Origin of the sequence: Bacillus sp. NSP9.1, from assembly GCF_000465465.2 — a bacterium.
GTDB lineage: Bacteria > Bacillota > Bacilli > Bacillales > Bacillaceae > Bacillus > Bacillus sonorensis_A.
In genome coordinates this window covers 1,457,770-1,481,236 of record NZ_CP048273.1, presented here as the reverse complement: position 1 = coordinate 1,481,236, position 23,467 = coordinate 1,457,770, and the positions used below count along the sequence as shown (strand labels likewise).

At 46.7% G+C, this 23,467-nt stretch carries 26 protein-coding genes; 9 read left to right on the top strand and 17 right to left on the bottom strand.

The window, feature by feature from the left end:
• Nucleotides 1-61 precede the first annotated feature (61 nt).
• Together modB and modA are read right to left on the bottom strand one after the other, a co-directional pair.
• Nucleotides 62-718: a molybdate ABC transporter permease subunit gene (modB, locus tag M654_RS07630; protein ID WP_026586327.1), complete on the bottom strand. Its 657-nt coding sequence runs from the start codon at nucleotides 716-718 to the stop codon at nucleotides 62-64.
• Between the two features lie 8 nt (nucleotides 719-726).
• Complete coding sequence (gene modA, locus M654_RS07625) at nucleotides 727-1,521, bottom strand: molybdate ABC transporter substrate-binding protein (RefSeq protein WP_026586326.1); 795 nt, start codon at nucleotides 1,519-1,521, stop codon at nucleotides 727-729.
• A 188-nt stretch (nucleotides 1,522-1,709) separates the two neighbouring features.
• Here modA and M654_RS07620 point away from each other — a divergent pair, with 188 nt between their 5' ends.
• The 4 genes from M654_RS07620 to M654_RS07605 all read left to right on the top strand — a co-directional run bounded on the left by M654_RS07620 (nucleotide 1,710) and on the right by M654_RS07605 (nucleotide 5,629).
• On the top strand, nucleotides 1,710-2,153 hold the full coding sequence (locus M654_RS07620; RefSeq protein ID WP_026586325.1) for a ferritin-like domain-containing protein: 444 nt from the start codon (nucleotides 1,710-1,712) through the stop codon (nucleotides 2,151-2,153).
• Between the two features lie 121 nt (nucleotides 2,154-2,274).
• Nucleotides 2,275-2,967, top strand: coding sequence for a response regulator transcription factor (locus M654_RS07615; protein WP_026586324.1), 693 nt, complete (start codon nucleotides 2,275-2,277; stop codon nucleotides 2,965-2,967).
• The gene (locus tag M654_RS07610) at nucleotides 2,948-4,315 is read left to right on the top strand and encodes a sensor histidine kinase (RefSeq protein ID WP_026586323.1); all 1,368 of its coding nucleotides are present in this window, start codon (nucleotides 2,948-2,950) and stop codon (nucleotides 4,313-4,315) included. Before M654_RS07615 ends, M654_RS07610 begins: the two co-directional genes overlap by 20 nt.
• 72 nt (nucleotides 4,316-4,387) lie before the next feature.
• The gene (locus M654_RS07605; RefSeq protein WP_026586322.1) at nucleotides 4,388-5,629 is read left to right on the top strand and encodes a hypothetical protein; all 1,242 of its coding nucleotides are present in this window, start codon (nucleotides 4,388-4,390) and stop codon (nucleotides 5,627-5,629) included.
• A 289-nt stretch (nucleotides 5,630-5,918) separates the two neighbouring features.
• Here the strand turns inward: M654_RS07605 and M654_RS07600 are convergent, their stop codons facing one another.
• Nucleotides 5,919-6,077, bottom strand: coding sequence for a hypothetical protein (locus M654_RS07600; RefSeq protein WP_163170554.1), 159 nt, complete (start codon nucleotides 6,075-6,077; stop codon nucleotides 5,919-5,921).
• Between the two features lie 96 nt (nucleotides 6,078-6,173).
• On the opposite strand from M654_RS07600, the gene M654_RS07595 reads away from it, so the two are divergent.
• Complete coding sequence (locus tag M654_RS07595) at nucleotides 6,174-7,793, top strand: AMP-binding protein (RefSeq protein WP_026586321.1); 1,620 nt, start codon at nucleotides 6,174-6,176, stop codon at nucleotides 7,791-7,793.
• 57 nt (nucleotides 7,794-7,850) lie between these two features.
• On the opposite strand, the gene M654_RS07590 is transcribed toward M654_RS07595, so the two are convergent.
• From M654_RS07590 to M654_RS07580, 3 genes are read right to left on the bottom strand one after another with little or no spacing between them, the layout of a single operon-like run.
• Nucleotides 7,851-8,420, bottom strand: coding sequence for a manganese catalase family protein (locus tag M654_RS07590; protein ID WP_026586320.1), 570 nt, complete (start codon nucleotides 8,418-8,420; stop codon nucleotides 7,851-7,853).
• Nucleotides 8,421-8,441: 21 nt separating this feature from the next.
• Entirely contained in the window at nucleotides 8,442-8,705 is a 264-nt protein-coding gene (locus tag M654_RS07585; protein WP_026586319.1) for a spore coat protein CotJB, read from the bottom strand.
• Nucleotides 8,702-8,944, bottom strand: coding sequence for a spore coat associated protein CotJA (locus tag M654_RS07580; RefSeq protein WP_026586318.1), 243 nt, complete (start codon nucleotides 8,942-8,944; stop codon nucleotides 8,702-8,704). The genes M654_RS07585 and M654_RS07580 overlap by 4 nt, the downstream gene beginning before the upstream one ends.
• 223 nt (nucleotides 8,945-9,167) lie before the next feature.
• Here M654_RS07580 and M654_RS07575 point away from each other — a divergent pair, with 223 nt between their 5' ends.
• Entirely contained in the window at nucleotides 9,168-10,322 is a 1,155-nt protein-coding gene (locus tag M654_RS07575; RefSeq protein WP_026586317.1) for an AbrB family transcriptional regulator, read from the top strand.
• Nucleotides 10,323-10,349: 27 nt separating this feature from the next.
• Here M654_RS07575 and melA read toward each other — a convergent pair whose 3' ends face one another.
• From melA to M654_RS07540, 7 genes are all read right to left on the bottom strand, one after another.
• A complete protein-coding gene (gene melA, locus M654_RS07570) occupies nucleotides 10,350-11,648 on the bottom strand; it encodes an alpha-galactosidase MelA (RefSeq protein ID WP_026586316.1) in 1,299 nt (432 codons plus the stop codon).
• Nucleotides 11,649-11,678: 30 nt separating this feature from the next.
• The gene (locus M654_RS07565; RefSeq protein ID WP_409445083.1) at nucleotides 11,679-12,458 is read right to left on the bottom strand and encodes a carbohydrate ABC transporter permease; all 780 of its coding nucleotides are present in this window, start codon (nucleotides 12,456-12,458) and stop codon (nucleotides 11,679-11,681) included.
• A gap of 51 nt (nucleotides 12,459-12,509) precedes the next feature.
• The gene (locus M654_RS07560) at nucleotides 12,510-13,436 is read right to left on the bottom strand and encodes a carbohydrate ABC transporter permease (protein WP_026586314.1); all 927 of its coding nucleotides are present in this window, start codon (nucleotides 13,434-13,436) and stop codon (nucleotides 12,510-12,512) included.
• 20 nt (nucleotides 13,437-13,456) lie between these two features.
• Nucleotides 13,457-14,713, bottom strand: coding sequence for an ABC transporter substrate-binding protein (locus tag M654_RS07555; protein ID WP_026586313.1), 1,257 nt, complete (start codon nucleotides 14,711-14,713; stop codon nucleotides 13,457-13,459).
• 102 nt (nucleotides 14,714-14,815) lie between these two features.
• A complete protein-coding gene (locus M654_RS07550; protein WP_026586312.1) occupies nucleotides 14,816-15,856 on the bottom strand; it encodes a LacI family DNA-binding transcriptional regulator in 1,041 nt (346 codons plus the stop codon).
• Nucleotides 15,857-16,170: 314 nt separating this feature from the next.
• Nucleotides 16,171-16,287 carry a hypothetical protein gene (locus M654_RS07545; protein WP_026586310.1) on the bottom strand — a complete coding sequence of 39 codons (117 nt, stop codon included), beginning with the start codon at nucleotides 16,285-16,287 and terminating at the stop codon, nucleotides 16,171-16,173.
• Nucleotides 16,284-17,387: a Rap family tetratricopeptide repeat protein gene (locus M654_RS07540; protein ID WP_026586309.1), complete on the bottom strand. Its 1,104-nt coding sequence runs from the start codon at nucleotides 17,385-17,387 to the stop codon at nucleotides 16,284-16,286. Before M654_RS07540 ends, M654_RS07545 begins: the two co-directional genes overlap by 4 nt.
• 504 nt (nucleotides 17,388-17,891) lie before the next feature.
• Between M654_RS07540 and M654_RS07535 the strand changes: the two genes are divergently transcribed.
• Nucleotides 17,892-19,664 carry a S8 family peptidase gene (locus M654_RS07535; RefSeq protein WP_026586308.1) on the top strand — a complete coding sequence of 591 codons (1,773 nt, stop codon included), beginning with the start codon at nucleotides 17,892-17,894 and terminating at the stop codon, nucleotides 19,662-19,664.
• Nucleotides 19,665-19,717: 53 nt separating this feature from the next.
• Here M654_RS07535 and lepB read toward each other — a convergent pair whose 3' ends face one another.
• Nucleotides 19,718-20,233 carry a signal peptidase I gene (lepB, locus tag M654_RS07530; protein WP_026586307.1) on the bottom strand — a complete coding sequence of 172 codons (516 nt, stop codon included), beginning with the start codon at nucleotides 20,231-20,233 and terminating at the stop codon, nucleotides 19,718-19,720.
• A gap of 12 nt (nucleotides 20,234-20,245) precedes the next feature.
• Nucleotides 20,246-20,857 carry a TVP38/TMEM64 family protein gene (locus M654_RS07525; protein WP_035427984.1) on the bottom strand — a complete coding sequence of 204 codons (612 nt, stop codon included), beginning with the start codon at nucleotides 20,855-20,857 and terminating at the stop codon, nucleotides 20,246-20,248.
• A gap of 204 nt (nucleotides 20,858-21,061) precedes the next feature.
• Between M654_RS07525 and M654_RS07520 the strand changes: the two genes are divergently transcribed.
• Entirely contained in the window at nucleotides 21,062-21,427 is a 366-nt protein-coding gene (locus M654_RS07520) for a YhjD family protein (protein ID WP_026586305.1), read from the top strand.
• Here M654_RS07520 and M654_RS07515 read toward each other — a convergent pair.
• Nucleotides 21,421-21,999: a competence protein ComK gene (locus tag M654_RS07515; protein WP_026586304.1), complete on the bottom strand. Its 579-nt coding sequence runs from the start codon at nucleotides 21,997-21,999 to the stop codon at nucleotides 21,421-21,423. The genes M654_RS07520 and M654_RS07515 overlap by 7 nt on opposite strands.
• Nucleotides 22,000-22,275: 276 nt before the next feature.
• Between M654_RS07515 and M654_RS07510 the strand changes: the two genes are divergently transcribed.
• Complete coding sequence (locus tag M654_RS07510) at nucleotides 22,276-22,509, top strand: IDEAL domain-containing protein (protein ID WP_026586303.1); 234 nt, start codon at nucleotides 22,276-22,278, stop codon at nucleotides 22,507-22,509.
• A gap of 65 nt (nucleotides 22,510-22,574) precedes the next feature.
• On the opposite strand, the gene M654_RS07505 is transcribed toward M654_RS07510, so the two are convergent.
• A complete protein-coding gene (locus M654_RS07505) occupies nucleotides 22,575-23,432 on the bottom strand; it encodes an SDR family oxidoreductase (RefSeq protein WP_026586302.1) in 858 nt (285 codons plus the stop codon).
• Nucleotides 23,433-23,467 lie beyond the last annotated feature (35 nt).

Here is a 23,467-nt window from a genome sequence, read left to right as displayed (position 1 = left end):
CATTCGTAAAATAACCATTCTCTAAAACTGGCAAAAACCGTATGAGCTCTGCCCCATACGGTTATTTTTGCTTAAACTGCACAAAAAACAGCATCAAAAACGAAATCAACGCAATCGAAGCGACCCACAGCCATGCCAGCGTCATGTTTCCGGAGTCGATCGCCACATAGATCGCCGTCGGGACCGTCTGCGTAACACCCGGTATTATGCCGGCGAACATCAGCGTTGCCCCGAATTCGCCAAGCGCCCTGGCAAAGCTGAGCACACTGCCTGTGATGATTGCATTTGAGGCAAGCGGAATCGTGACGAACAAAAAAACCTGCCATTCGTTTGCCCCGTCAACTCGTGCAGCATCTTCAATTTCCCGGTCAACTCCCAAAAAACCCGACTTGGCCGACTGATACATTAAAGGGAACGCGACGACTGCCGCTGCGATCACCGCGGCCCACCAGGTGAAAATGAGCGGGGCCTGAAAAACGGTTTCAATCATCCGGCCGATCACGCTCTGCCGGCCGAAGATCACGATTAAAAAGAAACCGACAACAGTCGGCGGCAGGACGAGCGGCAGCATCATGACGGTCTCAATGACGGATTTTCCTTTAAACGTTTTTTTGGCCAAGAGCCTGGCCGCAGCCGTTCCAAGGACAACGGCGATGGTGCCGGCCGCAACTGACACTTCAACGGAAATTTTGATGGGAGAAAGAAATTCTTCGAGCATTTCAGCGCTCAGCCTTTCTTAAATCCGTACTTTTCCATCACTTGAATCGCACTGTCACTTTGCAGAAATTTGTAGAAATCCTCAGCCTGCGCTCTGTGCTTCGTATTTTTCACAATCCCGAGCGGATAAATGATCGGAGTGTGCAGGCCGCTATCGGCGGTTTCCACCGTCTTCACCTGATCTGAAGAAAGGGCATCCGTCTTATATACGATGCCTGCAGCAGTATTGCCCGTTTCAACATATGATAGCACTTGCCGAACATCTTTGCCGTAAATGAGTTTAGGACGAACTTTAGACCATAAATGGAGATTCGTCAACGTTTCTTTTCCATATTTTCCGGCCGGAACAGAGTCGGGGGTGCCGATCGCGATATTTTCGACTTTATCTTTCTGTAAATCTTGAAAACTGTTTACTTTCTCGCTTTTCCCTTTCGGTACGATCAGCACAAGGCTGTTTTCCAAAAGCTTGACGGAGTCGCTTTTCGCAATCAATCCTTTATCAACCACTTTATTAAACTTGTCTTCAGCGGCGGAAAAAAACAAATCGGCCGGTGCGCCCTGTTCAATTTGCTGCTGGAGGGCGCCTGATGAGCCAAAGTTAAACTTGACGCTTACATTCGGATGATCTTTTTCATATTCAGCTTTGAGTTCTGTGAGCACGTCTTTGAGGCTTGCAGCCGCGGAGACTGTAAGCTGTACACTTTCAGACTTTCCGCTGCCTGATGCGCCTTTTTCCGCCTGACAGCCGATCAGTAAAAAGGCCGCCAGCAAAACGGTCATCCCCATCAACATGATCTTTTTCATTCGTCTCACTCCAATTTCATCAATATGACATTTTTCAGCACTAAAATCCATTTTACGTCAAACTTGATTTTTTTAAAATAGATTCACATGATTGACACATTCTCCGCTCTTTTTCTACAGGCACGCGCTGCCATCGTCATTCATATACTGACAGCGCAAATAAACGATGAAATGTCGAGGTGAAAAAGATGTGGTATGCAGAGCCTTATCCATATGATCACGCCTTCTTTGGCAGGCAAAACACGGAGCTTGTCAAGGATATTGAAAAAGCGGTGAACGGCGAACACAGCGCTGTTGTTTGCTATCAAAAACTCGCGCAAATGGCGCCCGACTCTCGGACTAAAAAACAGATTTTAGAAATCAGACAGGATGAAATTCGCCACTTTAATACCTTCTTACAGATTTACATGTCCCTCGCCGGACAGAAGCCTGTCATCAAAACTACGGAGCCGTGCCCTTCTCAATACCGCGACGGATTGGAATTCGCCCTTAAAGATGAACAGGAAACGGTTGATTTTTATTTGGACATCGCGGACAAAGCCAAATCTCCTGCCATTAAACAGGCCTTCACAAGAGCGGCCGCTGATGAACAAAATCACGCCGTCTGGTTTTTATACTTTCTGACAAAATGACTTAAAGAAACCTCTTTATGCCCGCCAGCAAACTTGATCCATATACCCTTATAGGGTATATTTTTAAAATAGCAATCTTTTATTTTCACTATTTTTTGGTAGTAAAGAGGTGCTAAACACATTGAACGTGCTGCTTATCGATGACGAAATCCGGATGCTGGATCTGCTTGAACTTTATTTGGAAAAGTACTCGTGTACGAAAGCCGCTTCCGGAGAGGAAGCGCTGAGGCTGATTGAAAAACAAACATTTGATTTGGTCATCTTGGACATCATGATGCCGGAAATGGACGGCTGGACCTTATGCGCTGAAATCCGCAAGCTCACGAACGTCCCGATGATCATGCTCACGGCCAAAAATGGGCAGGATGACATCGTCCGCGGGCTGACGCAAGGAGCGGACGATTATTTAACGAAGCCGTTCAGCGAAAAAGTGCTGCTTGCAAGAATAGAAGCCGTCTTGCGCAGGACCGGGGGGCGCTCAGAAATCCGTTTCAGCGATTTAATCTGGAATAAACAAAACCATATGGTCCGCATCAAAAACAATGAAGCCGGCCTCACACCATGCGAGTTTGAACTGCTCGGCATCCTCTTAAACCATCAGGACCAGGTGCTGACAAGAGACCAATTGATCGAGCGTGTTTGGGGATTCAACTCTGACATCGACCCCCGCACCGTGGATTCACATATGAGAAATTTGCGGAACCGTTTGAAAAAAGCGGGTTTTCCCGTTCAACAATATCTTCAGACCGTCTATGGGATCGGTTATAAATGGACGAGCAAAGGAACTAAACCGAATGCAAAAAATTTCATTTAAGCTTGCAGGATCATTTTTCGTGTTAACCCTGTTCATCGAAGCGATTCTTTTTATCACGCTGTATACGTCGATCGTCAACACAAGAATAAATGAAGAGATCCACGCCCTAAAAGGAAGAGGCAACAGCCACAGAGACGTCTTGGAAAAACATTTTGACAAAAAAACGATCGAACATGTGGCTCTGATGGAAACGGAGGCAGATACAAACGTCATCATCACCGATCATAAACGAAATGTGCTGGCTCAGTCTGTCTCCGGAGATATGACGGCACACCTTCATTTCGAAGAAAAAAACATTCCCGCTTCAGGCACCGTTCTGGAGTCCCATTGGAAAACGTCGAAATACATCTGTACAATCAGTCCGATTATAAAAGGCAGGGATACGATCGGTTATGTTTTCATGTATTTGGATACGTCCTCCATCCAGACGCTGGTAAAGGATATCACCCATCGTTTTTTCATCAGCTTTGGCTTAACCGGCATCTTAACGATCGCCGCCATCTATGTGTTCAGCCGTTTATTGACGAGGCCGATCATCATGATGAAAGCGAAAACCGAAAAAATAGCAGAAGGCCGGGACAATATTTCGCTGAATATTAAACGGAATGATGAGCTGGGAGAGCTTGCCGCTTCGATCGAAAACCTTTCTTCAGATCTGAACCGGCTGCAAAAAGAACGGAACGACTTTCTCTCAAGCGTAGCCCATGAACTGCGGACACCGATCACATACATTAAAGGTTATGCTGACATCGCGATGAGAGATAAGCTTGATCCAGCCGCAAGAAATCATTATTTGTCGATTATTCAAGAAGAATCTGATAACATGACCCGCCTTGTCGATGATCTATTTTTACTGACAAGATTGAAGCAGCCCGGCTTTCAGATCAAGAAGAAACCGATTCACCTTCAAACCTTTGTGGAAAAGGAAGTTCAGAAATCGCAAATCGCCTTTGCGGAAAAGCGAATCGGACTTTTCTCTCACATTCCCGCAGACTTGTATGTTTCGATTGATGAAACGCGGTTTTCCCAAGTGATCACAAACCTGCTGAATAATGCCCGCCATTATTCTGAACATGATACAAATGTGACTGTCACGGCTGCGGTTTCAAATGACCGTATCATGATCACGGTTGCCGATGAAGGCTGCGGAATTCCGGAGGGCGAACGGGACTATATTTTTGACCGCTTTTACCGCATCGATAAATCGAGGTCGAGACAAACAGGCGGCACCGGAATGGGACTTGCCATCGTCAAAGAAATTGTCGAACACCACGGCGGCGAGATTACGGTAAACGGCAGACATCCGAAAGGAAGCGAATTTGTCATTTCCCTGCCTGCTGAAGCTTAATACAATTTCTGCATCAGTTTTGCACATTTTACAGGTATACTATGCGGCAAAACCACGAAGGAGGAAAACACCGTGAAAATGAAATCCGGCTTTCTTTTTGTCATGCTTCTGTTTGTTCTCGTCTTGGCGGCATGCCAAAATTCAGGCTCTAACCAAGGGAATGGACATGATGACCATCAAATGAAAGAGCATTCGGATGCAGAAAAGAAAACAACCGCTTCACTCCCGTCTGATTTCAACAAACAAGCGGCCGAAGGCTTGATCGTCAAAAACACGAAAAACACAACAAGGCTTGATGCCAAAACTCCTGAAGAGCTGAGCATTAAAACCTCGCAAACGATATGGCCAGCCACCCATAAACAAAACAGACCCGGAGCCGTCATTTTGGTTTCCAAAGATTCGTGGCAAACAGCACTGGCCGCAGCGGATCTGATCCATCACCCGAATAACGGACCGGTTTTGTTCACTGATACGGACCAACTCTCTCTTAACGTCCAGAACGAAATCAAGCGCTTAAGTCCATTGGGAACCTCCGACGGCACGCAAATCCTGGCTGTCGGAAATTTTGACAAACAGGCACTCAAGGTCTTGAAATCGTATAAAGTCAAACAGCTGACCGGCGAAAAGCCGGCGGAGATCGCCGAAAAAATAGATGAGGAATATGCAAGCTCAGCGGGTGAATATCCGAAAAGCGTCATCATCGGGTCCTCCGAGGATCGTGCGGAGCTTTACACTTTGCCTAGTGTCAATTGGATCGCACACATGCCTGAGCCACTCCTTTACATCGACAATCAAGGCATTCCCGAAGCAACAGCTCAAGCATTAAAGAAAAGAGACGGCAAAGCGAACATTTATATACTCGGCCCTGCAGCAGCAGTTTCTGAAAAAACGGAAAAAGCTTTAAAGGAATATGGAACCGTCAAAAGAATATCCGGAAACGATCCTGTGACAAACTCGATCGCATTTGCAAAATTCAAAGATCAAGACACCGATTTCGGCTGGGGCGTCACAGATCCGGGACACGGCTTATCCTTTGCATCAACTGCAAAGCCTGAGCTCGCTCTCGCGGGAGCGCCATTTTCCCATTTAGGAAAACACGCGCCTCTGCTTTTGCTGAAAGACGGACAGGCTGACCAAAGCGTGTACTCCTATTTAGCCGATATCGAACCTTTTTTTGAGAAGCATCCGCAGGACGGGCCTTACAATCATGGGTTTATCCTCGGCTCAGAAGATGACATTTCGTTTCAGACGCAAGGCATTCTTGACGATATTCTCGAGATCAAATCGAAAGACGGAGGACATTCCGGTCATTAAGTGAAGAGAGGCTCTGATCAAGAGCCTCTTTCTTATTGCAAGCGCACGAGCAACAGATTCGAACAATCCCAGCTGTATTCAAAGAACAGCTCACCTTTTGAACCAGATGCTCTATAAATTGATCCGCCCTTCATCATTGAGGGCAATCCCCTTTATGGCGCCGCCCGCTTTGACGCGAATTTTATTTTAAAAAGGGGCAGCGCGCAAACCTCTTCTGCTAATTCGGCATCCACCTTACCAAGAAAGCTGATTCTCCTGTCTGCTTCAGCAATCGCGCGCAGGGTTTCTCTCACCCGTACGGCCTTTTCCCTTCCATTTCGGGGATAACTTGTACGTGCAGAAAGCTGTTTTCTGTTAAAAGCAGATGAAGCCAGCTCATCTCTGTTGAATGGCCGAAAGTGGCATTGTCATGAATCAGATCGGCTTTTGCCATAACAGGTTTTTTCATCAGCTCTTCGGCTTCAAACGAACACTTTATAGTACCTGGTACTAGAACAAAGTGCTATAATAAAAACAACATGGCCCCCAGGAGGTAAAAGGCACTATGAAAACATTAAAGAAAGAAACCATCGGTACTTTATTAAAATCAGCCGCTGACAGGTTTCCGCATCATGAAGCGGTTGTGTATGCCGAACTCGGCTTGCGTTATTCGTACCGGGAGCTTGCTGAAGAAACCGCTAAAATAGCAAAAGGCTTAATGGCGCTCGGTATTCAAAAAGGGGAGCATGTGGCCATCTGGGCAACGAACATTCCCGAATGGATCCTGCTTCAGTTCGCAACCGCGAGAATCGGCGCCGTGCTGGTGACCGTCAACACCAGCTATCAGGCGAGAGAGCTTGAATACTTATTGGATCATTCGGATTCCACCACCCTTTTTCTGATGGACGGCTATAAGGGCACATCATATATCGAGATGATTCAGTCGATCAAGAAGGACGGAAAACTGTCAAAGCTGACAAGGCTCGTCTATCTTGGAAAGGGAGAAACGCCGGAACATTTGATGCCGTTTGCCGACATCGCGAAAAAAGGCGAAACCGTTTCTGATGACGCTCTCTGGACCAGAGAACAGTCCCTCACACACGATGATGTCATCAACATGCAATATACGTCAGGAACGACAGGATTTCCAAAAGGTGTCATGCTGACACACCATAACATCGTCAACAATGCGGCGATTGTCGCTGAGAGAATGGGGCTTGGGAGCGAAGATCGATTGTGCATCCCCGTACCGCTCTTTCATTGTTTCGGCTGTGTGCTCAGCACGCTTGCTTGTGTGTCGGTCGGTGCGGCCATGCTGCCGATCATCGAATTTAAGCCTGAAACGGTTTTACAAACGGTCGAACAAGAAAGGTGCACGGGACTGCAGGGCGTGCCGACGATGTTTATCGCAGAGCTCACCCATCCCAACTTTGCAAAATATGACCTTTCTTCACTGCGAACCGGCATCATGGCGGGATCTCCGTGCCCGAAAGAAGTGATGAAAAAAGTGATGAAACAGATGAATATGACAGACATCACGATCGCATACGGACAGACGGAGTCATCGCCTGTGATTACACAGACGACCGTCACCGACACGATCGAACGCCGCGTCGAAACAGTCGGAAAGGTGCACCCGCATGTCGAGATGAAAATCATCGATCCTGATACGGGCGAAACGCTCGGGCCTGATCAGCAAGGCGAATTGTGCACAAGAGGGTATCTTGTCATGAAGGGATACTATAAGATGGATGAGGCGACAAACAAGGCGATTGATGAGGAAGGCTGGCTTCACACCGGCGATCTCGCCGAAATGGACCGGGATGGTTATGTCAGAATCACCGGCCGTTTAAAAGATATGATTGTCCGCGGCGGGGAAAATATTTATCCGCGGGAAATTGAAGAGTTCCTTTATGGACACGAAGATATCGTCGATGTTCAGGTCGTCGGCGTCCCCGATGAAAAATACGGAGAAAAAACGGCGGCCTTTATCAAGTGCAAACCGAGCAAAACGCTGACGCTTGAAGACGTGAGGACATTTTGCAAAGGGCAGCTTTCCTATTATAAAATTCCTGAATACGTATTTCTGATTGATGAATATCCGCTGACGGCTTCGGGAAAAGTGCAAAAATACATTTTAAGAGACCGCGCCCAAGCGTTATTGGCAGGGGCGGCAACAATATAGGACATCAAAAAGCCGAACATACCGTGATAAAGGATGTTCGGCTTTTTTTACACATGTTTAAAACACTTTTTTGCGATCCCGCTCTTCTTTTAAAATTTCGACTGCTTCACGGAAGCGCTGCGAGTGAACGATTTCCCTTTCTCTTAAAAACGCCAGCCCGTCGTTTAAATCGGGATCATCAGACATATCGATCAGCCACTGATACGTCGCCCTCGCTTTTTCTTCCGCCGCGATGTCTTCATATAAATCGGCAATCGGATCTCCTTTTGCCTGGATATATGTAGCTGTGAACGGAACACCGGCCGCATTGTGATAAAACAGGGCTTTGTCATGATCAGCGTAATGAGCGCCGAGCCCGGCTTCCTTCAGCTGTTCCGGTGTCGCGTCTTTTGTTAATTTGTATACCATTGTCGCGATCATTTCCAAATGGGCGAATTCTTCAGTGCCGATATCTGTGAGGAGGCCGACGACTTTGTCAGGAATGCTGTAGCGCTGGTTCAAATAACGCAGCGCTGCCGCCAATTCACCGTCCGCTCCGCCGTACTGTTCAATTAAATATTTTGCAAGCCTTGGGTTGCATTCCCTCACTCTCACGGGGTATTGCAGTTTTTTCTCATACAGCCACATGAACCTGACTCCCTTCCTTCTTTAAACTTGCCATGGCCAAGGACTTCGTTTCCAGCTCCAATATGATTCCGTCTGATCGGGACTTCCCTGTGTGAGCGGTCCGAACCTTGATTCAAACGCCGCTTTCAGCTTTCTGGCATACCGGGCGTACTGATTGTATTGCTGGATCGCATCCGTATCATCAGGATGTGTGTCAAGGTACAGCATCAACTCGATCAGGACAAAGTCGACGGCCTGAATCTCATGAAGCTTTTGATAGTAGTCTTCCGATAATGAGTTCTTCACCCCCCTGACCTCCCATCTTCATACGGATTCTCATAATGATCATAGAAAACGGGCCAAAGCGTCCCTCTTTTTAAAGCCTCCATCGGCGAAAACTGCGGGAGACCGCGGGGCTGGAAGCCTAAATACAGATTGGGAGGGGTTCTGTAATACCTTTTGCCAAGCGGCGGACACGGGTCAAAAGGGCCGCGGAACGGGACGTATGATTTGACCTTGGTGAATGATTCCTTCGAATGTTTCACATCGGTTCACCTCTATTTGTGATGGAATCTAATTCAATGTATTCAAATCGGCTGTCTGATATGTTTTGCCAAGCTCGGTTTTTCAGTGATCAGCTTTTCTTATCAATCTTTTAAATAAATTCGTATTTTACCAATCACTAAAATTATATTATAGTTATATATAGAAAATACTTTACCTAGTGAACAAAATCATATCGCAGCATACAGGAAGAAGGGTTTTAATTTGAGGGAACAACATGAATTCCTTCGGGATCTTTTATTGATATTGATCAGCAGCCTTGGGGGATTTCTTCTCTCATTGACCGGGATGACGATCGGCTGGATGGTCGGCACGATGGCCGCTGCCTCATGTTTATCCTTACTTCGGCCGGACCCGCTGAAAACAGCGATCAGACCAAATGGAATTGCTAAAGGATGGCTCAATTTAGGGCAAATGCTATTGGGAATAGAGCTTGGCCAAAAAATCAACATGTCTGTGATGTCAATTTTCAAGGAAAATTGGCTGATCGTCAGTGTCATGCTGCTCCTTTCCGTTGTTTTCGCAATGCTTTCCGGATTTGTCTTATGGAGATTCAGCAAGGCGGATATGCTGACGAGTTTTGTAGGGACGGCTCCGGGCGGCCTTTCCGCCATGCCCGGAATCGCCCAGGAAGTGGGAGCGAATACGGCAATCGTCAGCCTCGTCCAGATGATACGGGTGCTTTTGGTTGTGATGACGATCCCCTTTTTCGTTTTTTTCATTAATTCAAAACAGCCCGCGTCTCAGGGCACCGTTCATCAGATTGCCGCAGGCGGAACCTCGGCATTTGCACCATCCCACATCATCTGGACGGCGCTTTTGGTTCTGGCCGCGTTTTGGGCATGCAAAGCATTAAGAGTGTTAAGGTTTCCGGCGCCCTGGCTGCTCGGAAGCATGATTTCCGCAGCCGTGGTGCAGATCGCCTGTGGTCCATTGACCGGATTCACCCCGACGGCATGGTGGCCCCACGGTTTTTCTGTGCTGTCACAAGTTTGCCTCGGAGCAACGATCGGGTCCAAGATCAAAAAAGAGATGTTTATCGGCGCCAGGCAGACGCTCATCGTTGCGCTTGCCGGCTCTGTCGGCCTGATCATCGCCATGATCTTAAGCGCCGCCGTGACCGCAAAGGCTGCGGGCATTTCCCTAACGACAGCCATCTTGGCGTTTGCTCCGGGAGGAATCGCGGAGATGGCGACGACTTCCGTTTCCCTCCATGCCGATTCGACTTTTGTTGTGGCCGTCCAAGTGTTAAGAGTCGTGCTCGTTATTGCGATGCTGCCGCCGTTTTTTCGCCTTTTGCACCAAAGATCGGAAAAATCGGCGCATCCGCATATGAAAAAAGCCAGAGCCGAAGGCTGATCCTTCTGCTCTGGCTTTTTTATTCCCCTATTGAAATGCAGGGAGCCATTCGCCATGTGCTTCTATCAGTTCATCACACATCTTGACGATGTCATCCATCGACAATTCCGCCGATGTATGCGGATCAAGCAATGCAGCTTGGTATATGTGCTCTTTCTTTTTCGTGATGGCTGCTTCTATCGTCAAAAGCTGTGTATTGATATTGGTCCGGTTTAAAGCGGCCAGCTGTTCGGGCAGTTCTCCGGCAATACATGGGGTAATTCGGTTCCGCTCGGCCACACAGGTGACTTCAACAACGGCTTTTTCCGGAAGGTTTGTGATCAGCCCCCGATTCAGCACATTTCCGCCGAATGTGAAAGGCTGATTCGTTTCCATCGCTTCGATGATTCGCGATCCGTATTCCTTTGACCGATCATGCGTCAAATGCTGGTTGCCAACGATTTCATCGCGCATGTCTTCCCAGTTTTGGATCTGCTCTTCACACCTTCTCAAATACTCATCAACCGGAATATTCAGCGCCTCGATCAGTTCGGGATACCGGCTTTTAATGAAATAAGGGTGGTATTCAGCGTTGTGTTCGGAGGATTCGGTCACATAGTAGCCGAATTTATCCATCAGTTCAAACCTGACCATATCATGATGCTTTGTTTTCTGCTTTTCTTTCGCCCTTTTTTTAATTTCCGGATATAAATCTCTGCCATCCCTTTTCACTTCCAACAACCAGGCCATATGATTGATGCCGGCGATTTTTTCCTCGATTCCTTGATGTTCCATACCGAGCGTCTCAAAGAGGTCTTGCGTGCACACCTGGACACTGTGGCAAAGGCCGACCGTTTTCACACCGGTATAGCGAAGCAACGCCCCTGTCAAAGAAGCCATCGGATTTGAGTAATTTAAAAACCATGCGTCGCCTGCAACGCTTTCGATATCCTTTGCCATATCCAATAAAACGGGAATTGTGCGAAGCGCTCTGAAAATCCCGCCGATTCCGACCGTATCTCCGATCGTCTGCTTGAGCCCGTATTTCTTCGGAATCGCAAAATCGATAACCGTGCTCGGTTTATACCCGCCGACCTGAATCGCATTGATGATATATTTCGCTCCCTGCAAGGCTTTTTTCCGATCATCATACGCGCGGATCGAAATGCTTTCATTATAGCGATTTTTCAAGTGTTCAAGCATCTCCTTCGATTCTTTCAGACGCTTCGGATCGATGTCGTATAAAGCAAATTCAAATCCTTCAAGCGCCGGAACCATCAGACAGTCCCCCAATACATTTTTCGCAAAAATGGTGCTCCCCGCTCCGATAAAAGCGATTTTAGACATTCACATCTTCCTTCCTGTCTTCAATTTTGCTCAGCCTTTCAGTGCTCCTGATGACAATCCCTTGATAAAGTATTTTTGCAGAAACAAAAATAGAATGGTCATTGGCAGCATCGCCATCAGTGAAGCAGCGGCCACCAGATGCAGATTGTTCGCGTTTTGCCCAAAGAAGCCGGCGATCGCCACCGTCAGCGTCTGCACTTCTTTATCCTGCAGGAAAAAAATCGAAAATTGATAATCGTTCCAAATGAAAACACACGCAATAATGCAGATTGTCGCCGTCACCGGCTTCAGCAAAGGAAAAACGATTTTGAAGAAGATCCCGGCTGTGCTCGCTCCGTCCATCCTGGCCGCTTCTTCAAGCTCCTGCGGGATGGTAGAGCGGATAAAACCGGCGTATAAAAAAATCGTCAAAGGCATGTAGGCAGCGGTATTATTCAATATCGCAATCTCATACGTGTTCAGCATGCCGAGCTCAACCACCATCTTGTATAAAGGAACCATGGAGGTCAGCGGCGGGATAATCATGATCGCAATAAATAAGAAATAAACGGCCTGGTTCAGTTTCGTCCGGCGCCTTGCAAGCGGGTAGGCGGCCAGTGAACCGAGCAAGACCAATAGAACAGCGGAGACACATGTAATCACAGCGGTGTTGTAGAATGCATTGGCCAGACCGGCTTTTTCCCAAGCCTCCGTAAAATTGGCAAGGCTGAATTCGCCGGGAAACTTCCATTTCGAGCTGAAATCCCCCTTTTCCTTAAGCGCTGTCGTCAGCAGAATATAGAAAGGAACAAGGTGAAAAACGGTAATGATAACAGAGAGCCCCGTCCATACAGCCCGTCTCTTTTTGTACGAACAATTCACCTATGCTTCCACCTCCTTGCGTTTAAAATAAATAAGGGCGCTGAAGCTGATCAACAGAATCATCGCCGCCATCAGCACGCCTTGTGCGGCTGCATACCCGGCATCCTGTCTCTTAAAATACAAATCATACATAAACGTCGACATCGATTGTGATGCATTTCCCGGCCCCCCGCCGGTGAGCGCCAAAATGACATCAAACAGCTTTAACCCGCCGATGATGTTGATCACCATGTTAATCGTCACAGACGGCATCAACAGCGGCAGCGTAATTTTCCAAAACTGCTGAAAAGCGCTTGCTCCGTCGATCTGCGCCGCTTCATAACAATCTTTTGGAATGCTTCCAAGCCCTGCTAAATAGATGACCATCGCAATTCCGACAAATTGATAGGAATTGACGAAAACAATAATCCAGGGGTTGATCTCCGGACTGCTCAAAACATTGACAGGTCCTGTGCCAAACAGCTTGAGCAGATCATTCAATGCCCCGCCTTCATAAGAGAAGAAAAAATACCAGATGTATCCCATAATCAGCGGGCTGATGATGACCGGCAGATAAACAACCGTTCTTGTCACCGCTTTCATTTTAATGCTTTGAAACAGAAGAAGAGCGTAGAGAAGTCCGATGACGTTTTGCAAAATCGTGCTGCCCAAGCCGTACAGCAGTGTATTTCTGACGACAAGCCATGTTGCGGGGTCGAAAAGCATCCGTTTATATTGGCCAAAACCGATCCAGTCATAGGTTTGCGAAAAGCCGTTCCAGTTCGTAAATGTGATTTTGATTCCGTTTAGAAACGGGTAGATCATAAAGACTGACACAAGCAGCAAAGCGGGAAGATACATCCACCATAACGGGATGCTGACTTTTAATAAAGATTTCCTCTTCCTTTTTGCCATCGCAAGGTTTTTTTCTTTAGCTAATTCGCTCATCATGTCCCCCCTTCTATTTTTCACTGTTTCTTCAATCTGCTGTATTCCTCTTTCATTTTTTCCGACACTTGCTTCGGTGTCAGCGTGCCGGCCAGCAGCTCCTGTCCGGTCGTCCCCATCACGTCCCACATTCCGCTCGGCAGATAGACACGGTCAAAATAGGGCTCGGTTTTAATATCCCGATACTGCTCATAATACTTGGCATAGTCGTTTTCAGCTTGTGTGTTGGTTAAAGCTTGAGGAAATGAAGTGGCTTCAGCGATCATTTTCACATATTTGGGCTGTGCGGCAAATTCGATAAACCGCTTCGCTTCATCGAGATGTTCAGAATCTTTCCAGGCGGCAACCGTGTGGCGTTCTCCTCCGATCCAGCTCGGTTTGTCACCTTCATGTACGGCCGGTGTCGGGATGACGCCCAATTGGATATCTGGATTCACCTCTTTCGTATCAGCCCCGATCGATGTCACCGACAGTGTAAAGGCGATTTTTCCCTGCGCCATCAATTCAACCAGCTGTGAGGATTTTGCCGTCAAAATATCTTGATTGATCAGTTGTTTGTCCTGCATTTTTTTGAATGTATCCGCCAGCAGGGTGTATTTCGACCAGTCGAATGTCCCTTCCAGCAGGGCTTTTTCTTCATTGTGGTGTTGATCTGTGATGAGCAGTGGTGTAGCAAGCTGATCATAAAACTGGGCCAGGGCACCTTTATCAGAACCGGCGAACCAAAAAGGAATGACATCGCCGCCGCTTTTTTCTTTGACTGCCTCCAGCGCCTTCAACAGTTCGTCAAGTGTCTCCGGAGGCTTGATATTGTATTTCTTGAGAAGGTCTGCGTTATAGACGATACCGTCTTTCGCCTGATTAAATGGATAGGCGTATACTTTGCCGTCCTCGTCCTTTAAAATCGGATCAAGGTTGGGATCAAGCTGTTTGACCCAGTCCATATCCTTTAAGTCGGCCGTATATTCGCCGTAGCGGATTTTCGCCCATCCATGGGTGTCGAACAAGTCGGGCATATCATTCGCCGCCATTTTGACGCGCAGCATATTTTCGTAGTCGGCCCCCGGGAAATTGATATCAACCTTAACCCCCTTGTTCTCTTTTTCAAAATCATCGGCAAGTCTTCTGAGGGCCTTTTTTTCACTGTCATTTGTCATTGTTGAAAACATGGTCAAGGTGATGTCGCCGTCTTGCTTCCCAGCGGTTTTTCCGGAACAGCCGGCTGCCAAAGAGGCCAATAAAAAAAGGAGAGTAAAAGAGAAAATCAACTTTTTCATCATTTCACCTCAGCTTATGATTTTTGAATGCCGCAAAACATATCTTCACTAAAGTTTAGTGAACAAATTGGAATCACCTCCTTTTAGGCTTATTCAACTTAGTCAATCTCTTCTGCCGGATCCGCAGCTCTCACGGATGATGAGCTCTGAGGGGACCGTCACTTGCAGCGGCAGACTTCTGCCGCTGATCCGGTCCAGCAGCAGTTTGACACCGGTTCGCCCCATTTCTTCCGTATGGACCTTCACGGTCGAAAGAGGCGGATTTGCAAATTCGGCTGCTTCAATGCCGTTAAAGCTGACGAGCGCGACATCCTCCGGAACCTTGATACCTGATTCCCGCAAGGCTCTTAATGCGCCGATCGCCATCGAATCGCTGGCGATAAAGAAAGCTTCAGGCACATGTTTTGCAAGAAGCGCCTGTTTCATCAGCTCGTAGCCTTGCTGCATCGTATATTCTCCGATATAGACATTGTCCGCATTCTCCGCACCCGCCATCTCCAAAAATGTTGTCAGCCGCTTGTCTTCAATTTCAACCGTTTCTGTCTTTTGATCGCTGATTCTAAAATGTTCCTTCTCCCGTCCGCCGATATAGCCGATCCGCTTGCAGCCGAGCGATTTCAGATGATTTACCGCCCTGGCCGCCGCTTTCTGAAAATCGACGACGACGGAGTCGTGCTGTTCTTCACTGTCAGTATGATTAATATAAACGACCTTTGCCGCCTCACCGACGATTTGCCTCAATCCGGCAAAATTGATTCTGCCGATCACGATCAAGCCGTCGACATCGCCGACAGGCTGGCTGGAGCGGATGCTGCTGAGTTGAATGAACTTCGTAATAAAGACTCCTTTTTCAAAACACTCGCTTTCAATCCCCTGTCTGATCGAATAAAAATACGGATCATTCAATTCCTCTTCCTGCGTCTGGCAGACGACGATGCCGATCCGCGGGCTTCCTCCTTCGGCTGCTGGAGCCTGCTCATCGCGGCGTTTCCTGGAGTTCTTGTATCCGAGCTGATGGGCAATATCCAAAATCCGCTGCCTTGTTTCAGGTGCTACCGACAGTGTTTGATCATGATTCAGCACTCTGGAAACGGTTGTGCTTGATACTTTTGCTTGAAGCGCTATATCCTTAATGGTTGCCATGTTCATCCCCGCCTGTCTATAGAATCCATATTCACTAAAAGTTTACTAAAAATATCGTAACAGATCGAGAAAATGTTTTCAATATTAAAAATATTTAGATTTTAATTAGCAGTAAAATACACCCGGCTTAACCGGGTGCTTTTACTGAATATAACGGCCGATGAGTGACAGAAGGTTTTTTTTGCTGTTCCATCCGCAATGATCCTTCTCCCATTTTCACCGGCCGCTGATTCGTTATGTTCAGCCACGCGTAAAATACAGTAAACATGCAAAAAATCCGCCTTGATCTCCAAGACGGATTTTCCCCCGCGCTTTTATCCGACCATCTTTTCGGCAACATGCATGCCTCCTGCTTCAGCATGATGTTCAGCCATAAACCATCCTGAACATAGAGCAACACCGATTGCGGTCACAATGAAAAGCTTTTTCATGACATTCCCTCCACTTTTTTCATCTCTTCTTCTGCTTTAATGGCTTCCAAAAAGAAATAGGCGGCCTCTTTATAAAGAGACTTTTGCCTGTAGACATTGGCCGTTAAGAGTGAAAGTTCGCGCACACTGTCATACTGCTTTGATTTGAATAAGACCTCGAGACAGTTTTTGCAGTCATCGATCGCCTTCTCACCACCTCCTGCATAGGTTGCATAGAGAATATCGATTTTCGCGTCAAATATATCATTCTGCATGCCTTTCGACCTTTCCTTCCCCTCTTCGTAAAAAGCGACGGCCCGGTCATGCTCCCCTATTTTAAACAGTTCCTTAATCATTAAAAATACAGCGTTGAAATAATAGTCTGAAGCGGCATATGCGCGATCGGCCAATACGGTTTCCAGAAAGCTGATGCTCTTTTCTGACTGATCCATCGCTGCATATAGAAGACCGAAATTATGCAAAAGCTGCATTTCTTTGAAATGGTCACCGGCGGCTCTTGCCGTATTGATGGCCTCGGTTAAATATTCTTCCGCTTCTTTATACTTTCCCATTTCCGTATAATTGCCCGCCATCGTGATATATGTAGAGACAAGATTCAAATGATGGTCTTCATAACATCTAAATATCTCCATCGCTTGCCGTGTATGATTTAATGAAACGATATTCTGCCCCAGGTAATAGTAAAGTTTTCCGACTTTGTCGTGGAATTGCGCCACTTCGATTTGATCATGGACATTGGCAAGCTTTTTTTCAGCGATCTTGTAAAAACTGATCGCCTCTTCGTAATTTTTTTTATACACTTCGTATGCTCCCGAAAACAGGTAGTAGTAATACGAAGTCATATGTGATGCAGCGCTGTCGCCGTTTGTTAAATCCTCTTGCTGCTCAATCTTTTCTCCCCTCGTATCATACAGCATGATTTTATGTCTCAGCTCCAGCAAGGAATAGTAGATTAAAACCTCCTGATCCTCCGCCATCTCTGCCAGCATCGGTTTGATTTCTTCAAATAAGCGGATCGACTGTTCCGTATCATTTCTTCTGATGGCGCGGTACCATGAGTTGAGGGTATTGGCGACTTCTTCCGCGGCGATCTTGTTCATTTGGAGCTCCTTTCTTCCAGTCTTCTATTTTTTTGTATTTTTCTTTATTCATATCATACTATAATTTCCCCTTTAGTATTAGTTCATTTTTCATACTTTGCCAATTTCACCTCTCTATTCTCAATTCATTTCTGTTACTTTCAGGTCTTTTGACTCTAACCAACATGAAAATAAGGGTCTGTTGACGCATCAAAAAACACCCTTGCCTTCAGGTATCCAAAAGAGCTTATGCAGGCATAGTTAAGGCGCCTGTTGATGTATGATAGTGTTTCCCCATTCCATAGATGTGCACATCTCCGTTTCCTCCGGCTGAACTGGAGCCTCAAGTTTTTTCCCTGCGCTCCCAGCTCTAAGTGCACAGCCTTATCAAGCGTAATTTTGCCTCATCCCGCTTTGCGCTTTTTTCATCCTTTTATTTTAGAAATGCGCGCTTTCTTAGCTTTGAAAAATCAAAAATGCTCCGATATATAAAGAAAACGCCGCACAAATCAGGAGGAGAGCTGAATGAAAAAGATTGGAAAAACCGCGCTTTCCGGCGTATTGTTTTTTAGCTTCTTCGCGATGACACCGCATGTTCAAGCAGAAGGCCGTGACAAAGAAAAAGAGGTTATCGTCGTCTATAAAAACAACAGCGGCAAAGAAGCGGTCATGGAGCAGGCCGATTCAGTCGAACACGTTTACCGCAAGCTTCCCGCAGCAGCCGTCACCGCTGATGAAAAAACGGTGCGCAAATTGGAACATGACCCGGATGTGCTGTATGTCGAAAACAATGCTCCGGTTAAGGCTGCCGACGCTACAGCATTCAAAGCCGTTTCCAGCGGAACAGAGCAAAACACCGGCTCATTTGCGCAATGGAATATCAAGCCGATTCAAGCTGACCTTGCCTGGCACAAAGGTTTAACCGGAAAACATGTGAGAACCGCAGTTCTAGACAGCGGCATTTCACCTCATGATGAGCTGTCAATCGCCGGCGGAGTCTCAATGGTGGACTATACCGCTTCATACCGTGATGACAACGGCCATGGCACACATGTTGCCGGAATTATCGGTGCGAAGCATAACGGCTTTGGAATCAACGGCATCGCCCCCGGCGCTGAGCTGTATGCGGTAAAAGTGCTTGATAAAACCGGCTCAGGCGATCTTAAAAGCATATTAAAAGCCATCGACTGGTCGATCCAGCACAACATCGACATCATCAATATGAGCCTTGTCGTATCAGGTGACAGCCAAATTTTGCACGATGCCGCAGACCGGGCCTACAAAAAAGGCCTCCTTCTTGTGGCGGCCAGCGGCAATGACGGAAACAAAACATCCGTCTATTATCCGGCGGCCTACAGCAGTGTGATTGCCGTTTCAGCTACAAATGAAAAGAATCAGCTCGCATCGTTTTCCAATACAGGTACGGCCGTCGAGTTTTCCGCTCCGGGAACATCCATTATCAGCACATATGTAAACCGCAAATACGCGAGCTCAAGTGGAACTTCCCAAGCCGTTCCGCACGTTGCGGGCATGTTCGCTCTGTTAAAACAGATGTATCCGGCGAGTACAAATAGCGAGCTCCGCAGAAAAATGCAGTTTTTCACGAGCGATTTAGGCGCACCGGGTCGCGATTCGCTGTTTGGCTACGGGCTGATCCGTTTTAAAGAGGCGGACGCTCAATTGGAAAAAGCGCAGAAAGCCGTCGCAAAAGCGGAAAAGAGCAAGAAAAGAGCCGACATCGACAAGGCGCAAAACACGATCAATCCGCTCCCTGCGAACGTTGACAAAACCAATTTGCGCAAAAGGCTGAACAGCGTGGAAAATCAGCTCAAAAAAACGGCCGAAAACAAAGTAAAGCTCGCTGAAAAACAGAAAAAGAAAGCCCATGCCGACGCCGCCCAAACAGCGGTCAATGAGCTCGTCAAAGGGCCTGTCAAAACAAACTTGCAAAAACGGATCAATGCGGTCCGCTCAAACTTGCTTACAACCGCCCGGAATGCCGTTGCCAGAGCGGAAAAAACAGCGAGCGACACAAAGATCAGCAAAGCGCAAAAAGCGATCAATGAACTGCTTGCTGGGAATGATAAAACAAAGCTGCAAAAACGGCTGGACAACGTAAAAAAGAAAGCCGCCGCATACACACAAAAAGTGAAAACAGCAAAAGCCAAAGTCAAAACGGCTGAACAAAGAAGAACGAAAAAAACAAAATCAGCCGCACAATCAGCGGTCAACAAGCTGAAAGCATCGGCTGAAAAAACGAAACTGCAAAAACGGCTGAACGCGATTAAGCTGAAGTAAGACGAAAAAACCTTTAAGGAGCCGCCTTAAAGGTTTTTCATCTGTCTGAATTTTCACTTCTCATCGATTTTTTCCGCGACAATACCGACAATGTCCTTATCTGATACAAAGCCGAAATGGCGGCTGTCATTGCTGTGGATTCTGTTGTCTCCGAGCACGAAGTAATGGTTTGCCGGAATTTTCTCCTCTCCCGTCACTTCCTTGAGCGTAAAATCCCCGGTCAGGTCTCCGCCTGCCGTAACAGCTTTCAAGTCGTCCAGATAGGGCTCTTTGATCTTTTTTTCATTAATGTAAAGCTGATCATCTTCATATCTGAGCGTTTCTCCGGGAAGTCCGATGACCCGTTTGATGAATATATCTTTTTCAGGTCCTTTAAACAGCACGATATCAAACCTGCCGATCGTTTGAAAATGATGGGCGAACCGGTTGATCAAAAGCTTGTTGCCCTCCTGAAACGTTGGGTTCATGCTGACTCCCTCGACCTTATACTCAATAAAGACGGCATTTTTCACCTGAATTCCAATGATGATGAAAAGGACTCCGGCTATGACCCAAAAACGTTTTTTCAATACTATGTCCCCCTAGTCATTCTCTCTCTGGCTGAATTTCACATTCAGACGATGTTCAACCCGTTTTCCGGCGTACCATAAAATCAAAATCACGATCATGACCCCGGCTGTTCTTAAAGGCTGTGTAAACAGCGCCTTCAGGTCATGCCCAACGAAGCTCACCATAAAAATCATCACGGACTTTCCGCACAGCACCGCAAGCGAAAAGGGCAGCAGGCTGATTCTCGAAAGCCCGGCCACAACATTCACCGCAGCAGAAGGTGTGAACGGAAAACAGAGCAGCAGAAACAAAGGACCGAAGCCCCGTTTTTCCACCCAGATCATCAGCTTTTTCACAGACGGATGCCTGCGGATAAATCCAAGAGCTTTTTGCTGGCCGAAATGGCGGATGAAGAGGAAAACGGCGATCGAGCCCGCAGATGCTCCGATCCAAGTCAAGATGAATCCCTGCCATAAACCGAACGAATTGACATTGGCAACCACAAACACAATCAGCGGCAAAAACGGAAGAAGCGCTTCAATGAACGGCAGCAGTATGGCAACAAAAGGACCAAAAGCCCGATAGCTCTGAAAAAAGTCTGCTAAATTCTCTTCTGTAAAATAACTAAAAAATTGCTCCACCATTTATTCTCCTCGAGACGGTTGTCTACTTCTATTCTACACGTTAACAGAAAAACTTTAAATCATCTGTCTTCAGCAGTTTCTGTATTAGTCTGATTCAACCATAACATTTTAGTCATTTTTTCCCGTTCTTGAAAAAAGAACAGCTTTTCGTGTAAAATAAAAACAAGAACAAACGTTCCTAACACAAGAAAGAGGAGAAATGCCATGACAAGAATTCCCGCCGACATCAGGGACACGATTGAAAAGGCGATTTACCTTCCGATGGCCATCAGCATATTAAATCGGGATTTCAGCATCATCCAGCAGGGGCCGTTCAAGCTGAAAGATCCTTATCTGCGCCTGATTGAGCAGGCGCTGAAGCTGGCTCAGCGCGATTTACACGATGTCAAAAACGATTTGCGAAAACGAAACGTCAAAGTTCATGAAGTGTCCCGGGACGAAGCGTTTACGATGTATTCCTTCATCTATGAAGGATACGAGGAGGAGCACAATTACTTCAACCCCCGCATTCGCAATCAGGTCGCCGCGCTTTTGGAGCACTATTTATTCGCAGCTGAACCCGGTCAGTAGCGCTTTTTCAGCTCTCTGAGGATGAACTCGTAGATCAGCTGGTTTCGGTCTTCTTTCGGATAAAGCATAAATTCCTGCTTTTTCTGCATGGCTCCGCCTTCAATCCTGTCCTGAAATTTGGTTCTCAGCCATGCCGTTCGGTAAACCTGATTCTCGAAAGATGTGATGGACACGGGCAGCTCCAACGTTTCCCCGTTCACAAACGTGACGCATGTATTGTCATATTTCGCCGCGCAAAATTCGTGAACATGTGCATGGGAAAGCCACCCGCACTGAGGCCTCGTTGAGGAGAATGTGGGAAAAAGAAAAATGTTGTTTGAATGGTCCACCATGATCGGCGGCTTGTGGGAAACCTTAATCACTTCATACGTGCCGGCTTTTCTTCCGGCATAGCTTGAGCCGAAATAACGGCAGCTTCTTTCTATGATTTGAAAAGGTCTCATATTGACCCTGAATGTCCTTTCGGTTTCAAGTACTTTTGAAGCGGGTATTTCCCCCTCTCCCAGAGGCAGAACGGCCATTGTCGAACGGTTTACTTCATACGAATCCATTGTCATATCCTCTGTGCTCATCAGCATGATCCTCCTAAACATTAGTAAATTTATACTATTAATCTAACATTATCCTCTAAAAAACGACAGGATTTTTTCCAATTAATTTGAAAATATGTTTTTACAATTCCATTTTTATTTTTTATTCTGCCAAACTTGCTTTTTTGTGTCCGAATTTACAAACTTTTATTATCATAAAACATGCTTACTCAAATAATTTTCTAAAAATTATAAATACTTATTGATTTTTTGATGTGTAATCCATATACTATAAAAAAGGCATCAGGGGGAATCTTTATGAAAGAGAAAAAATCGTACGCTGAGCTCATGAAGTCCCGCAACACCCAAAAGGTAAAAGAACTTGATGTAACCATCATGGATATCTACATCCAAATGGTCCTTGATGAATCGTTGTTTAAACGTCGGTTGAACATGCTGAAAGAGAAGATCGACGAGGCATTAGACAAAGGAGACGAACAATCTTTCCTTGAACTTTCAAGAGAATATACAGCGTTGACATTACACGCATAACAGCCAATCCCGCCAGGATTGGCTTTTTTATGGAAAAAAGGTCAAGTGCGTCCGCATTGACCTTTTTATCCGTTTATAATGGTTCCGCCGTTGACATGAAGAACCTGACCGGTCATGTAAGAGGAATCATCACTGGCCAAAAACAGATAGCTCGGCGCTACCTCAACCGGCTGTCCCGGGCGCCCCATCGGCGTCGTCGAACCGAACACCTCGACTTCCCTTTCGGTAAATGTCGACGGAATGAGCGGCGTCCAAATCGGTCCCGGAGCAACCCCGTTGACGCGGATGCCCTGATCAACGAGCGACAATGCGAGAGAACGGGTAAATGATGTAATCGCCCCTTTTGTCGACGAATAATCGATCAGCCTTTCATTTCCGGCATACGCCGTAATAGACGTCGTATTGATAATCGAGCTGCCTTTTTTCAAATGGGGCAGGACGGCTTTTGTCAAATAAAACATCGAAAAAATATTCGTTTGAAACGTCCTGATCAGCTGATGGCTTGTGATTTTGTCGATTCCCTTCTGCGGATGCTGTTCAGCCGCATTATTGACCAAAATATCGATCGTCGGAAACGCTTCTTTCGCCTGACGGACGACCTCATTGCAAAAGGCTTCGTCCCCGATGTCTCCGGCAATCAGTAAACACCCGACACCTTCTTGTTCGACATAGCCTTTTGTTTCCTCTGCATCACGGTGCTCATTGAAATAAACGATGACCACATTTGCGCCTTCCTTTGCAAACAAAACGGACACCGCCCGGCCGATTCCGCTGTCTCCCCCAGTAATGATCGCGGTTTTCCCAGCAAGTTTTTTGGCCGGTTTCGGGCGGTCAAAAACAGGGCGGGGATTCATCAAATACTCCAGCCCGGGCTGCTGGGTCTGGTGCTGGGGAGGCAGTACTTTTTTCGGCTGTTTACTCAAAACAATTCCTCCTTCACATCAATGTAACCTTACTA

Coding starts and splice junctions, on each gene's coding strand:
- M654_RS07520 (WP_026586305.1), top strand. CDS start 21,062: ATGACAAGAATTCCCGCCGACATCAGGGACACGATTGAAAAGGCGATT.
- M654_RS07560 (WP_026586314.1), bottom strand. CDS start 13,436: ATGAGCGAATTAGCTAAAGAAAAAAACCTTGCGATGGCAAAAAGGAAG.
- M654_RS07540 (WP_026586309.1), bottom strand. CDS start 17,387: ATGAACAAGATCGCCGCGGAAGAAGTCGCCAATACCCTCAACTCATGG.
- M654_RS07535 (WP_026586308.1), top strand. CDS start 17,892: ATGAAAAAGATTGGAAAAACCGCGCTTTCCGGCGTATTGTTTTTTAGC.
- M654_RS07620 (WP_026586325.1), top strand. CDS start 1,710: ATGTGGTATGCAGAGCCTTATCCATATGATCACGCCTTCTTTGGCAGG.
- M654_RS07525 (WP_035427984.1), bottom strand. CDS start 20,857: ATGGTGGAGCAATTTTTTAGTTATTTTACAGAAGAGAATTTAGCAGAC.
- M654_RS07555 (WP_026586313.1), bottom strand. CDS start 14,713: ATGAAAAAGTTGATTTTCTCTTTTACTCTCCTTTTTTTATTGGCCTCT.
- modA (WP_026586326.1), bottom strand. CDS start 1,521: ATGAAAAAGATCATGTTGATGGGGATGACCGTTTTGCTGGCGGCCTTT.
- M654_RS07595 (WP_026586321.1), top strand. CDS start 6,174: ATGAAAACATTAAAGAAAGAAACCATCGGTACTTTATTAAAATCAGCC.
- modB (WP_026586327.1), bottom strand. CDS start 718: ATGCTCGAAGAATTTCTTTCTCCCATCAAAATTTCCGTTGAAGTGTCA.
- M654_RS07510 (WP_026586303.1), top strand. CDS start 22,276: ATGAAAGAGAAAAAATCGTACGCTGAGCTCATGAAGTCCCGCAACACC.
- melA (WP_026586316.1), bottom strand. CDS start 11,648: ATGTCTAAAATCGCTTTTATCGGAGCGGGGAGCACCATTTTTGCGAAA.
- M654_RS07600 (WP_163170554.1), bottom strand. CDS start 6,077: ATGAAAAAACCTGTTATGGCAAAAGCCGATCTGATTCATGACAATGCC.
- M654_RS07590 (WP_026586320.1), bottom strand. CDS start 8,420: ATGTGGCTGTATGAGAAAAAACTGCAATACCCCGTGAGAGTGAGGGAA.
- M654_RS07515 (WP_026586304.1), bottom strand. CDS start 21,999: ATGAGCACAGAGGATATGACAATGGATTCGTATGAAGTAAACCGTTCG.
- M654_RS07545 (WP_026586310.1), bottom strand. CDS start 16,287: ATGAAAAAGCTTTTCATTGTGACCGCAATCGGTGTTGCTCTATGTTCA.
- M654_RS07610 (WP_026586323.1), top strand. CDS start 2,948: ATGCAAAAAATTTCATTTAAGCTTGCAGGATCATTTTTCGTGTTAACC.
- M654_RS07550 (WP_026586312.1), bottom strand. CDS start 15,856: ATGGCAACCATTAAGGATATAGCGCTTCAAGCAAAAGTATCAAGCACA.